This window comes from Streptomyces sp. UNOC14_S4 (assembly GCF_020740835.1).
GTDB lineage: Bacteria > Actinomycetota > Actinomycetes > Streptomycetales > Streptomycetaceae > Streptomyces.
On sequence record NZ_JAINFC010000187.1, the window covers coordinates 1 to 12,970 of the forward strand.

10 protein-coding genes are annotated in these 12,970 nt (G+C 75.0%); 2 read left to right on the forward strand and 8 right to left on the reverse strand.

Annotation, left to right across the window (positions count from 1 at the left end; all coding sequences use genetic code 11):
* A partial coding sequence (locus K6I34_RS18240) for a TauD/TfdA family dioxygenase (protein ID WP_229327338.1) occupies positions 1 to 802 on the forward strand: 802 nt, incomplete at its 5' end.
* A gap of 20 nt (positions 803 to 822) precedes the next feature.
* Here the strand turns inward: K6I34_RS18240 and K6I34_RS18245 are convergent.
* From K6I34_RS18245 to K6I34_RS18280, 8 genes are all read right to left on the reverse strand, one after another.
* A complete protein-coding gene (locus K6I34_RS18245) occupies positions 823 to 1,851 on the reverse strand; it encodes an SIS domain-containing protein (protein WP_229327339.1) in 1,029 nt (342 codons plus the stop codon).
* Positions 1,848 to 2,678 (reverse strand): BtpA/SgcQ family protein, encoded by an 831-nt coding sequence (locus K6I34_RS18250; RefSeq protein ID WP_229327340.1) that lies wholly within the window; start codon positions 2,676 to 2,678, stop codon positions 1,848 to 1,850. The genes K6I34_RS18245 and K6I34_RS18250 overlap by 4 nt, the downstream gene beginning before the upstream one ends.
* Complete coding sequence (locus K6I34_RS18255; protein ID WP_229327341.1) at positions 2,635 to 3,654, reverse strand: aldose epimerase family protein; 1,020 nt, start codon at positions 3,652 to 3,654, stop codon at positions 2,635 to 2,637. Before K6I34_RS18255 ends, K6I34_RS18250 begins: the two co-directional genes overlap by 44 nt.
* Positions 3,651 to 4,166, reverse strand: coding sequence for a hypothetical protein (locus K6I34_RS18260; protein ID WP_229327342.1), 516 nt, complete (start codon positions 4,164 to 4,166; stop codon positions 3,651 to 3,653). Before K6I34_RS18260 ends, K6I34_RS18255 begins: the two co-directional genes overlap by 4 nt.
* A complete protein-coding gene (locus K6I34_RS18265; protein ID WP_229327343.1) occupies positions 4,154 to 5,128 on the reverse strand; it encodes an LLM class flavin-dependent oxidoreductase in 975 nt (324 codons plus the stop codon). Before K6I34_RS18265 ends, K6I34_RS18260 begins: the two co-directional genes overlap by 13 nt.
* An 86-nt stretch (positions 5,129 to 5,214) precedes the next feature.
* Complete coding sequence (locus K6I34_RS18270; RefSeq protein WP_229327344.1) at positions 5,215 to 6,606, reverse strand: M1 family metallopeptidase; 1,392 nt, start codon at positions 6,604 to 6,606, stop codon at positions 5,215 to 5,217.
* 176 nt (positions 6,607 to 6,782) lie between these two features.
* The gene (locus K6I34_RS18275) at positions 6,783 to 7,451 is read right to left on the reverse strand and encodes a BPL-N domain-containing protein (RefSeq protein WP_229327345.1); all 669 of its coding nucleotides are present in this window, start codon (positions 7,449 to 7,451) and stop codon (positions 6,783 to 6,785) included.
* On the reverse strand, positions 7,448 to 11,443 hold the full coding sequence (locus tag K6I34_RS18280; RefSeq protein ID WP_229327346.1) for a Pls/PosA family non-ribosomal peptide synthetase: 3,996 nt from the start codon (positions 11,441 to 11,443) through the stop codon (positions 7,448 to 7,450). Before K6I34_RS18280 ends, K6I34_RS18275 begins: the two co-directional genes overlap by 4 nt.
* A gap of 210 nt (positions 11,444 to 11,653) precedes the next feature.
* On the opposite strand from K6I34_RS18280, the gene K6I34_RS18285 reads away from it, so the two are divergent.
* A complete protein-coding gene (locus K6I34_RS18285) occupies positions 11,654 to 12,946 on the forward strand; it encodes an MFS transporter (protein ID WP_229327347.1) in 1,293 nt (430 codons plus the stop codon).
* Positions 12,947 to 12,970 lie beyond the last annotated feature (24 nt).

The following is a 12,970-nucleotide window of genomic DNA, read 5'->3' on the forward strand; positions in this document are numbered from 1 at the left end:
GCTGGAGAGCGGGCGGACCCACCCGGCACCCGCCCCCGCCCCGCTGCGGGGACGGGCCACCGAGCCGGAGGCCACCGCGGCGGCCGCGCTGGCGGAACGGCTGGACCCGTACGGCTTCGCCGTGACGGACCTCGACCGGCCGATGGACAACGCCGAGTTCCTGACGTTCGGCCGCGTACTCGGCACCGCCCGGCCCGAGCTGTCCCCGGACGTCCGGGCGCGGGTCGAGGACCGGGTGATCCTCAACCTGCGCTCGGGCGCCGCCCTCACGGACGACCCGGCCGTCCAGCCGTTCGCCGCCAACGCGCTGACCCTGCACAGCGAGAGCAGCGGCGCGCCCGTGCGCGCCCAGCCGCGTCACATCGTGCTGATGTGCGTGTCCCCGGGGGACGACGGGCGCTGTGCGCAGACGGTCGTCGTCCCGATGGCGGGCGTCCACGCGGCCCTGCCCGCGCCCGTACGGGACGTCCTCGCGCGGCTCCGCTACGACCGGCCGGGCGAGGTGCCCACCATCCTGCGCCAGGAGGCGGGACGGCCGGTGTTCTGCGTGCGCGACTTCCTGGGAGCCCCGCTCGCCTGGTCCTACGACGGCCCCTCCGGCACCGCCCCGGCCGCCGTGGACAACGCCCTGCGCGCGCTGTACGCGGCCATGTACGGCGGCGAGGCACGCGGATTGACCTGGACACGGGGGCGGGTCGTCGTGATCGACAACACCCGCCACTTCCATGGCCGGACCCGCACCTCCGGGGCGGCCGCGGGCACCGTCGCACGACACCTCAAGCGGCTGCGGATCGGGTCCTGACACCCATGCGGCCCGCCGGGTCACCGGCGGGCGAACGGCAGCCGTCCCAGGGTCCGGGCCAGCGCGAGAGCCAGCGGTCCCGCGACGACGGCGTCGAGCAGTGGACGCGCGGCCCCGGTCGCGCCGTCTGCGACGGGCACGACCACGGTGGCCGCCGCGCGGGCCTGGTCGTCCCCGTGCTCCGCGATGACGATCAGGCGGTGCCGCTTCGCCGTCCGCCGGGCCGTCTCCAGTGCCGCTGCCCTGCCGGGCCCCGGGGTGAGCAGGAACAGCACCGGGTGTGCGGCGTCGTGCCCGAACCGGTGGACGTGCCACCACTCCTCCGGCTCCACCGCGAGCGCGGGGACCCCCGCGGTCTCGGTGAGCTTCGCGGCGAGGTAGCGGGCGGTGCCCAGTGCCCCGGTGGCGGCCACGACCCACACCACCGGCGCCGGGGCGAGCAGACCGGCCACCTCGCCCGCGGACGCCTCCGCCAGGGCGATCGTCCGCAGTTGAGCCCGGGCGAGCTCCGCCACGTCGCCGGGGGCGGCAGAAGCGCCCCCGAGGGCCTGTGCCAGGTGCAGCAGGGACAGCAGGCTCGCCTGGTGGGTCCGGATACCGGGGGACGGCGCGCACGGGCCGGGGTCGGCCACCACGGACGTCCCGGCCGCCAGGGCGACCGGGCTGTCGGGGTGCCCGGTGACGGCCACGGTCGCGCGGCCGTCGTGGCGCGCCCGGCGGAGCGCGGCGGCCACGGCGGGGTTGCCGCCCGAGGCGGAGACGCCCACCACCACGGTCCGTACACCGTCCGCGTACCGGAACTCCGTCAGGAACTCCGTGGCGGACATGGCCACGCACCCGGTCCCGGCACCGGTGAAGGACCGGAGCGACGCCTGCGCGGCGAACAGCGAGTCCCCGCTGCCGAGCAGGACCACCCGCCCGGCCGGTCCGGTCCGCCGCACCGCGCGCTCCGCGCCGGCGCGGGCCGCCTCCGACAGGACCGGCAGGTCGTGGGGGAGGGCGGCGGTCTGCCGCCGGACCTCGTCGAGCGTGTACGCGCGGCCGTTCACCGGCGGCCCTCGCGCACCGTGTCCGCCAACCGTCGTACGCGGTCGGTCACGACACGGCCGTCGGGGGCCGTCAGACAGCCGCTGACGAAGGCGCCGTCCGCGTCGGCCAGCAGCCGGGCGGCGTTCTCGTGGGTGAGGAAACCGCCCAGCATGATCCGTGCCTCGGGGACCCGGTCCCGGACGTCCGCGATCCTGGCGAGGGCCGTGGCCTCGTCGGGGTGGGCCACGCAGACCGCGTCCGCGCCCACGAACAGCGCCCGGCGGGCCACCCCGCCCGTCGTCTCCGTGCCGCCCTCCCAACTGAAGTGCATGGAGTCCACGTCGGCGATCAGCTGGACGTCGAACGCGTCCAGAGCCCTGCGGTAACCCATGATGCGCAGGGGGTCGGGCGCCACCCGCCCGTGCGTGGACAGCGTGGCCCCCACGATCGCGTCGGCACGGACGAAGGCCGCGCCCGTCACCTTGGCCACGGCCAGGGAGGCGCTCACGGCGTGCCGCATGATCTGGACGCCGAGCGGGAAGCCGTCGCCCACCGCGTCGGCGACCCGCGTCACGTACCGGGTCATGGCGGCCACCCGGGCGGGGTCGGCCTCGTCCTCCGTGCTGTAGACCCGGTCCACGGTCTGGAGAAGGGCCCCGTCCGCGCCGCCGTCCCGCAGTGCCTCGGCGTCCCGGACGGCGTCGTCGATCGCGGCGGACAGCGAGCCCGGTACGTGGAACGGGGTTCCCGGCATCGGCGGGAGGTGGAGCACGCCGTACAGCGTCCGGCCTGCGGCGATGCCGTCAGCGGCGGTGGCCGATTCCGGTGAGGGAGTACGTCGTGACATGGCGGTGGATCCTTCCGGGGGACAAGAGGGCGGAGGGGAAAGCGGGCTGGTTGGGGGCGTCAGGCCAGGCGCCGGGCTGGAGGCAGATCCCGGACCGCGGCTCCGGCAGCCGCTCGCCCGTGTAGAGGGCGAGCCCCGGCTGGTCGGTGCGCAGCAGCAGGGCCCTGCCGCTGCCCGGGTCCCGCAGGACGGCCCCGGGGGCCGCGCCGCGCAGCGCGACGCAGTGGTCGAGCCGGGAGCCCCCGATGCCGCCGCGCGGCCCGAGGTCCACCGCGGAGCCGGGTACGGGCAGCAGTCGTCCGGTCGGTACGAAGCGGGAGTCGGCCTCGATCAGCGTGTCGGCGTCCAGTGCGAGGACGTGGCCGTCCACCGGCCCGCCCCCGGCGAGGTTCCAGAACGCGTGCAGCGTCGGGCCGTACAGGGTCGGCCGGTCGGTGACCGCCTCGTAGCGCACCACGAGGCGGTCGTCGGCCCGCAGTTCGAAGGTCGCGGTGCAGCGCAGCGTGCCGGGGTAGCCCTGGTCGCCGTCCGGGCTGACCAGGGTGAGCACGATCCGGCCGCGGCCCCGGCCGGAGTGCGCCCGCCCGCTCCACACCCGGGCGTCGAATCCCTCGGCGCCGCCGTGGAGATGGTGGCCGCCCTCGCCGGTCACGAGCCGGTGGCGCCGTCCCGCGATGTCGGCGCGGCCGCCCGCGACGATCCGGGCGAAGCGCCCCAGCGTGGAGCCGACGTAGGCGCGGTCCGCGCGGCGTTCGTAGGCGGCGAGCGAGGGCAGCCGGACCACGAGGTTCGTGCGGGGAGGCACCCTTCCGGCCGGGCCGGGCACGGACACCTCCACCAGGGTGGCCCCGTAGCTCCACACCGCCACCCGCAGCCGCCCGTTGTCCAGCCCGTACTCGTGCACCGTGCGGGCCGGTTCCGCTCCTGCCGACGTGCGGCCGACGGCGCGGCTCCAGGAGGTGACGGCCGCCGTCACGGCCGTCCCCGCAGGGGCAGGTGGAGGAAGGTGCGGCGCAGTGGTCCCGTGTCGATGGTGCCGTAGCGGGCGAAGCCCAGGGAGCACAGCATCTCCAGCACGTCGGAGAGGTCGGGATTGGCCTCCGCGCGCAGCGCGTCCGCGCCCGCCCCGGCGGCCAGGGACATCGCGTGCCGGACCGCCCGGACGCCCAGGAGCGGGTCCGGGTGAGCGGGAGTCACGGCCAGGCGCTGCATGTACCAGGGGCGTTCGGCCCCGGGCAGCGCGCCCTCGGCCGGGTCGAGCGAGGAGGAGTCGAACGAGGGCAGAGGGCCGACGGTGACGGTCACGACCGGCACGCCGTCCTCCGTGCCCAGCCGGACCAGCCCGCGGGCGACGAGGAAACGGGTCGACGCGTGCCGTCTGCGCGGAGGCGGGGTGCCGCTGCGCCGCGCGGCGGCCCGGTCCGAGGACTCGACCAGGGCGTGCACCGGCAGCGGGTCGTCGGCGGTGCGCCAGATCAGACGGTCCATCGCCGGGCCTCCTCGCGCAGGGCGGGCGCCACCTCGGTGATGAAGCGTTCGACCGTCGCCAGGTCCGGCGGCGGCCGGACCGCGAGGAGGAAGTCCCTTACGCCGAGCCCCAGATATGGCGCGAGGCGGTCGAGGCACTCCTGCGCGCTGCCGAAGGCGATGTACTCGGGCAGGTCGGCGGAGCGGCCGTCCGTGCTGTCGGCCAGGGCGGCGCGGGCCCGGCGGGCGGCGGCCGCGTCGGGGGTGAGGACGGCGCGGAAGGTGACCGATCTGCGGATCTCCGCCGGATCCCGGCCGGTCCGCGCGCAGTGCGCGGCGAGGGTGTCGGCGGCGGCGCGGTAGGCGGCGGGCGGCAGCGCCAGGCAGTTCCACACGTCCGCGTGCTCGGCGGCGGCCCGCAGCGTGCCCGCTCCCGCCCCGCCGATCACCAGGGGAAGCCGTGCCTGCACCGGGACCGGGCACAGATACGCCTCGCGCAGGGTGAAGTGCTTGCCCGTGAAGTCGGCGGGGCCGCCGTCCCAGAGGGCCCGCAGGACCCGGCACGCCTCGTCGAGCCGTTCCAGGCGCGTGGCCGGTGGCGGCTGTTCGATGCCGTACTGCCGGAACGCGAGGTCGTCGCCGCCCGCGCCGAGGCCCAGCTCCAGGCGTCCGCCGGAGACGTGGTCGACGGTCGCGGCGGCGACGGCCAGCAGCGCCGGGTGCCGCCAGGTCACCGGTGTGACCAGCATGGCGCAGCGCACCCTGCCGGTGACGGCGGCCAGGGCGGACAGCGCGGTCATACCGTCCAGGCACGGCCCGTCGGGGCCGAGGATCCGCGGACGGAAGTGCTCGAAGAGAGACACCCAGTCGTACCCCAGGGACTCCGCCGCCTGCCACAGGGAGCGGAGTCCGGGGAAATCGGCGTACTGCTGTCCCGAATGGATGCCGAAGCGCAGGGTCTCGCGGTCGGAACGGCCTTCCACGGCTGCCCTCCAGGGTCGTCGGGAGCGTGCGACGCGGGGCGGCGGTTCAAGGGCTCAGAGGCTCAGAGGCTCAGAGGCTCACGGGCTCACGGGTGTGCGGGTTTGCCCTTCCCGTACAGCCAGGTGGCGACAGTGGGCCCGGGGTCCTTGTGGGAGACGGCACGGGCGAGGCCGGTGAACTCGGCCGTGGTGCCGTGCCCGTCGCGGTGGCGTGTCGCCCACGCGCGCAGCACGTCGAAGAACGCGTGGTCCCCGACGAGCGTGCGGATCTTGTGCAGGGCCATCGCCCCGCGCGTGTAGACCGGGTCGTCGAAGAGGTGGGTGTAGTCCGCCGGGAGCGCGGGCGGGAACGCCCACACGGGGTCGGTCGCGGGCTTGGCGTACGCGTCGTCGAAGGCCTGCTGGGCGCTGGGGCCGCCGTGCTGTTCGGCCCACAGCCACTCCGCGTATGTGGCGAAGCCCTCGTTGAGCCAGATGTCCTGCCAGCGCGAGAGACTGACGGAGTCGCCGAACCACTGGTGCGCCGTCTCGTGCACGAGCGTGACGATGGTCGGCGCCTTGCAGTAGAGCGGCCTGGTCTGCGTCTCCAGGGCGTAGTACGGGATCTGCGGGGCATGGTCCACGATCGCCCCCGCGGCGCCGAACGGGTAGGGGCCGAACAAGCCGCTCTCCCACTCCAGCACCTCCGGCAGGCGCTTGAGCACGGGGGCGGAGGCCGCGGCCTCGCGCGGGTCCACGGCGTTGTAGACGGGCAGCCCCGAGCGGGTGCGGTAACTCTCCGTCCGGAATTTCCCGATGGTGGCCGTGGCGAGGTAGCCCGCCATCGGCTCGGGGTTGTGCCAGTGGAAGGTGCTGTGCCCGTGCCGGGTGCGCAGACCGGCGAGTCTGCCGTTGGAGACGGCCGTATAGCCCTCGGGAACGGTGATCGTGACGTCGAACGCGGCCTTGTCCGAAGGGTGGTTGTTCAACGGGAACCAGGCGCGGCTGCCCTGCGGTTCGCCCGCCACGAAGGCGCCGTGGTCGGTGACGTTCCAGCCGTCGTACGGGTCTCCCGGCTCGTTGACCGCCTCCGGTTTCCCGTCGTAGGTCACCGTGGTGCGGAAGACCTGGCCGCGGCGCAGCGGGGTGCGCGGCGTGATGACCAGCTCCTGTCCCTCGCGGCGGAACGCGGCGGGCTCGGAGCCGACGCGCACGGAGCGTACGGTCAGGCCGGAAAGGTCCAGGTCGAAGCGGGAGAGGTCCTGCGTGGCCCGGGCGGTGACGACGGCTTCGGCGTCGAGGTGGGCGGTGGCCGGCTCGTAGGAGAGGTCGAGGCCGTAGTGGAGGGCGTGGTAGCCGCCGTTGCCGTCCAGGGGGAAAAGGGGGTCGCCCGCGCCGGGTGCGCCGGGCGTGGGCGCGTCGGCCCGTACCGGGGCCGTTGTGACGGTCAGGGCGAGTATGAGGCCGAGGGAGACGAACGTGCCACGGAACGGGTGCATCGGACGTCCTTCCGCAGTGGGGCGCCGACTTTCTCGTTGAGTAGTGTCCTCTGCCGAATGCTTCGTTGAGTGGGGTTTGCAACTGCCGGTGGGTGGGTGCGCCCACCGGGGTGCCTCTTGCGCTGCGCGCGCGGCTGCGGGTTCGTTGTGGTTGATCGCGCAGTTCCCCGCGCCCCTTACGGGGCGCCTTCCAGCGTGGCCGCTACGAAGTCGATCGCCAGGTCCCACGTGCGGTGGACCGGGAGGCCCGCGTCGGTGTACCAGTCGTCGGTCGCCTCGGGGTGCGGGCCCACGACTCCGACGCGGCCCGCGCCGAAGGGGGCGACGACCGCGGCGGGCGTGCCGTTGGTGTAGGTGGCCAGGACGGTGGCGTCCGCGCCCTCGTCGAGGACGAAGTACGGGCCGTCCTGGAAGAACAGGGTGCGCGGCAGACCGCGCCACTCCGCCTCGACCAGGGTGTTGCCGTCGTGGTGGACCGTGGCGCCGGGCGAGACGATGTACTGGTCGGTGTCGCCGGGCAGCAGGGCGAACCCCGGGGTGGCCCCGGCCAGATAGCCGCCCAGGCAGAAGCCCAGGTAGCGGCCCCCGCCCCGGACCCAGCCGCGGAGGGCCTCGCGCTGCCGTCTGAGCTTGCGGTAGGCGCGGGACAGGGTGCCGCCGCCCGGCTGGGCGTACACCCGGGCCGCGGCCAGCGACTCGGCCGACAGCGGCACGTCCTCCTTGGGGCCGGTGTAGCGCACGTCCAGCCCCCACGGGCCCGAGGCGAGCAGCGAGGCCACCGCTTCCGGGCAGCCCGGGAGCGAGGCCGGGCCGCGGTAGACGAGCGCGAGCGGACGGTCCGTCATGTTCCTCCCACCCCCTGGGCGGGGATGCCGCTCCAGCTCGTGCCGGGCGTGAGGGTCTCGCCCTTCATCAGCAGGGAGAGCGCGCCGAGCCGGACGCCCTCGCCGACCACGCCCCCGTAGAGCACGATCGCCCGGGTGCCGATGCTCGTGCCCGACTCCACGGTCACCGTCGACATCTTCATCACCCGGTCCTCGAACAGGTGGGTCTGCAGGGACACCCCCATGCCGACCGCCGCGTCGTCGCCGACCTCCACCAGGTCGAACTCGGTGAGGTAGGTGGTGCCGATCCAGGCGCGCCTGCCGATGCGGGCGCCGAACCAGCGCAGCACGGGCGGCAGGAGCGGCGTCCCGGTCAGGGCGCCCACCCCGGCCGGTACCGCCGCCGCCTCGTAGAGGCCGGTGACGAATTCGGTGCGGCGTACGAAGTGGCTCCACAGCGGTTCGACCCGGGGCCGGTAGACGCCGATGACCAGGCGCTTGACCGCCGCGCAGTACGCGATCGTCGCGAGCCCCGAGCCCATCAGCAGCAGGGGCGCGACGAGCAGCGGTGCCGCGAGGCCCGTGAGGTGGACGACGCCGGTCAGCGCCAGCACGTACGCGTAGACGCTCGTGCCCAGCACCGAGGCGGGCATCGTGGCGCGGAAGAACTCGACGCCCAGGCGGTGGAGCACCGCCTTGCGCGTCGGCCGGAAGGTCAGTTCCTCGGGGTACGAGCCGCTGCTTTGCCGCACGGGCAGGTGGAAGGCGGGCGAGCCCAGCCACGACGTCCCCGCGGGGACGCTCTCCTCGGGCGGCACCGTGCCGACCCCGACGAGGGAGCCGGGTTCCAGGCGCGTCCCGGCCGGTACGAACGCGGCGTTGCCGACGAAGGCGCGGCGCCCCACCTCGGTGGGGCCGAAGGAGACCCGGCCGCCCGCGTAGGCCGCCGCGCCAATGCTGGCCATGTCGGCGACGAAGCTGCCGTCGTCGAGGGTGAGCAGGTCCGGGTCGAGGTGCGCGGCGGTCGACACCTCGGCGCCCCGGCCGACCCGCGCGCCGAGCAGCCGCAGCCACGGCACCGTGTAGAGCGTGGCGTAGAGCGAGTTGGTGAGGAGCAGGCTGAACTCCAGCAGCTTGTCCGCCACCCACTTGCGCACGCCCAGCGCGGAGCGCGCGGGGTGGATGCCCACCGGTGTGCTCGACAGGACCAGGCGTTTGCCCAGGGCCACCACGCAGCAGACGGTCAGGACGAACACCGGACCGGACAGCACGACGGCCAGCAGCCCCGCCCAGCCGTCCCAGCGCAGGAACGCCCACCACGCCAGGGCGACGCTCGGCACGAGCACCAACACGAGCGTGGCCTCCAGGAACACCAGGCCCGCCAGCGCCGCCACGAGGTGCCGGGCCCGCCACTCGTCCGCGTCGGCGGGGGAGCGCAGCATGGCCTCGACGTCCGGCGCGAGCGCCGCCACGGGGCGGGGTGGCGAGCCGGCCCAGCGGGCGCCGTCGGGCACGTCCTGGCCCTGGCCGACGACGGACTGTTCGCCCAGGCCCGCACCGGCGCCCACGCGCGCGCCGGGTTCGACGACGGCGTTCGCCCCCACGTACGCGCGCGGGCCGATCTCGATCGGGGCGACCGTCACCCAGCCGTCCTCGACCCGCCACGGGCGCAGTGTGACGCCGTATCCGACGGCGGTGTCGGCGCCGACGCGCAACAGCGAAGGCAGGGAGACCACGTTCGTGGCGATCGTCGTACGGGGCCCGACGCGGGCGCCCAGCAGCCGCAGATAGGCGCCCATCATGGGCGAGCCGCCGAGCACGTGCAGCGGGCTGACGCTCAGCAGCAGGTTCACCGCCCACAGCCGCACGTACGTCCTGCCCCACAGCGGGTGGCGGCCGGGCCGGACGCTCGCGGCGAGGGGGCGTACGAGCACGGCAGGCGCGATCCAGCGCACGCCGAACCAGCTGATGAGCAGACAGACCGCGAACTGCACGGTGGTGTTGCTTGACAGCGAGCCGTCGTCCCGGCCGAGCGCCCACGACACCGGCAGGGTGAGCATCAGCAGGAGCAGATAGATCACCCCGGCCTGCGCGGCGCCCGCGGCCGCGACACGGCGGTCGCCGTGGCGGATCGGCTCCGCGCGCGGCGGCACGGCCGGGACCGCGGCGTCCGCCCCGGCGGCCGGCCGGGCGGCGAGGCCGCGCACGGTCGGGTGTGCGTAGAGGTCGCGCAGAGTGGGGGCGGGGCCCGCGCCGTCGCCCCGGCCGCGCAGCAGCGACACCACCTGGGCGGCGAGCAGGGAGTGCCCGCCGAGGTCGGTGAAGAAGTCCGCCTCCACGGACAGGTCCTCGGGCGCGATGCCGAGGACGTCCGCCCAGGCGTCCCGCAGCCGCGTCTCCGGCTCGTCGCGCGGGGGCACGACGTCGCCGCCGCCCACCAGGCGGCGGCCGGTCGGGGCGGGCAGTCTGCCGCGGTCCACCTTGCCGCTGGGCATCGTCGGCAGCTCGGCGAGGACGTCCACGAAGGAGGGCACCATGTAGGCCGGGAGCCTGCGCCGCGCGTGCTCGCGCAGCCGGGCGACGAGGGCTGTGCCCTGGCCTGCGGCATCCGGCGTCGGCACCACGTACGCGGACAGCTCGCCGCCACCGCCCCCGTCGCCGTTCGGCGAGGGCGTCAGCGCGGTGGCCGCCTCGGCCACGCCCGGGTCCTCCAGCAGCACGTTGTCGATCTCGCCCAGGTCGACGCGGTGGCCGCGCACCTTCACCTCGGCGTCCGCCCGGCCCAGGTACTCCAGTTCCCCGTCCGGGGTCACGCGGCCCAGGTCGCCGGTGCGGTAGAGCCTGCTGCCCGGGGGCGCCAGCGGGTGCTCGACGAACCGGTCGGCCGTCAGCTCGGGCCGTCCGACGTAGCCGCGGGCGACGCCGGGGCCGCCGATGCAGATCTCGCCGACCGTGCCGTCGGGCACCGGGTGGCGCTCCTCGTCGAGCAGGACGACCGAGTACGTCGGCAGCGGCCTGCCGATGGTCACGGGGCGGCCCGGCAGCAGCTCCGCCACCGTCGCGGTGACCGTGGCCTCGGTCGGCCCGTAGGTGTTGAGGATGCGCCGCCCCGGTCTGCTCCACCGCTCCACGAGCCGGGCGGGGCAGGCCTCGCCGCCGACCATGATGCTGCGGACGAGCGGCAGGTCCCGGGGGATCGTCGCCAGCAGCGTGGGCACGCAGTACAGCACCGTGATCCGGTGGCGCTCCAGGCAGTCGGCGAGCTCGGCGCCGAACTGCCCGGCGCCCGTCGGCCCGGCGACGAGCGTGGCGCCGACCGACCACGTCGGCCAGATCTCCTCGATGGAGAAGTCGAAGGAGATGGTCATGCCCTGGTGGACCCGGTCGTGCGGCCGCACGTCGTACAGCCCGGGCACGATGCCGACGAAGTTGCAGATGCTCGACTGGGCGATCTGCACGCCCTTGGGCCTGCCGCTCGAACCGGAGGTGTACATGATGTACGCGATCGGGTCGTCGTCCCGCAGCCCGTGCGCGGGCGCGGCGGGCGCCGGGCGCGCGGCGGGGGCGGCGGCCAGCGCGCGGGCGCTCGCGTCGAGGTCGACCACCGGGCAGGACAGGCCCGTCAGGGCCGGTGCGAGCGCGGACGAGGTGAGCAGCAGGTCGACGTCGGCGTCCCCGGCGATGTAGCCGACCCGGTCCGGCGGCGACGCCGGGTCGACCGGCACGAACGCCGCACCGGCCTTGCCCACCCCGAGCAGGGACGCGTACATGTCCACCGAGCGCGGGAGCAGCAGCGCGACCCGCGACCCCTCGCCGACACCGAGCCCGCGCAGGTGGTGGGCGAGCCGGTTGGCGCGCGCGTCCAGCTCGGCGTACGTGAGCCGGTGCCGCCCGCACTCCAGCGCCGTCGCCGCCGCCGCACGGTCGCAGGCCGCCTCGAAGAAGGCATGCAGGCGCCTGCCCGCCCCACCCGGCGCCGTCCCGTCGGCGGGACGCGGCCCGATCGTGCTCATCCCTCCATGGCAGCGCCGATCACGAGTGATCGCATCCCGGCCCTGACCGCACGGTCAGCCTCTCTACGTGCGCGTAGACGCCGCGCCGGATCCGTAGACGCCACGTCGATCGGACGTGGAACGGGCTCCGGAAGCATGGCAGTCACCGGGCCGGAAACGATCACCCGGCGGCCCACCCCCCACCCGTGCCGCTAAGGAGCCACCGTCGACATGACCGAGGAACTGCGGCAGTGCGAGCGGGGCGCGGAAACCGTGCGCGGGGGACTGCTGCGCCGGCACCGGGACTTCCGGATGCTGTGGACCGGCGAGACCATGCGGGCGTTCGGCGCCTCGGTCACCGGCCTCGTGCTGCCCCTCGCCGCGGTGTCCGCGCTGGACGCCGACGCCTTCACGGTGAGCCTGCTCAACGCGGCGGGCTGGCTGCCCTGGCTGATCATCGGACTCCCCGTCGGGGCCTGGGTCGACCGGATGCGGCGGCGGCCGGTGATGCTCGCCTGCGACGCGATATGCCTCGTCCTCTTCACGAGCGTCCCCGCGGCGGCCTGGCTCGGCCTCCTGGGCCTCGGCCAGCTGATGGCCGTCGCCCTCGTCACCGGCACCGCCGCGGTGTTCTTCGAGACCGCGTACGTCGCCTACCTCCCCACCCTCCTCGCACCACGGGACCGCGTCGAGGGGACCGCCAAACTGCACGGCAGCGATTCGGCCGCCCAACTGGTCGGAGTCGGCTCCGGCGGCCTCGTCGCCCAGTTCGCGGGCGCGGTCGGCGGACTGCTGGTGAACTCCGTGACCTTCCTCGTCTCCCTGGTCTGCGTGGCCCGGATCCGGGTGCGCGAGCCGCTGCCGGAGCCGGTGGAACGCGTCCGCGGCGCCCTGCTGCGGGAGGTCGGCGAAGGGCTCCGGCTCGTCGTCCGGGACCCGTACCTGCGCAGCTTCACCCTGTTCGGGGCCGCCGCCAACCTGTTCCTGACGGCGTATCAGTCCATTGTGGTCGTCTTCCTCGTCCGGGACATCGGCCTGCCCTCCGGGACGATCGGGGCCATCTCCTCGATCGGCGGGATCGGCGGCGTCCTCGGCACCCTGGTGGTACGGCGGACGGCCGACCGGATCGGCACCGGCCGGGCACTCCTCCTCTTCGAGCTGGGCCTGCTGTCCCTCGCCCCCCTGATCGCGCTCACCGCGCCCGGCCCGGGCCTGGTGCTGTACATCGTGGGAAGCGCCGCCGTGGGCACCGGCATCGTGGCCGGCAACGTCATCAAGTCGGGCTTCATCCAGCGTTACTGCCCGGCGGACGTGCTCGGCCGCGTCACCGCGAGCTCGGCGTTCCTCAACTACGGGACCATGCCGCTGGGCGCCCTCGTCGGCGGGGCACTCGGCACCGCGCTGGGCCTGCGCCCCGCGCTGCTGGCCCTGACGGTCCTGCTGCCGCTGAGCGCGCTGATCCTCCTTTTCTCCCCCATCCGGGCGCGGCGCGACCTGCCCGACAGCGTGCTGCGGACCGTCTGACGCCCGGATCCCGCCCTCCTCCTC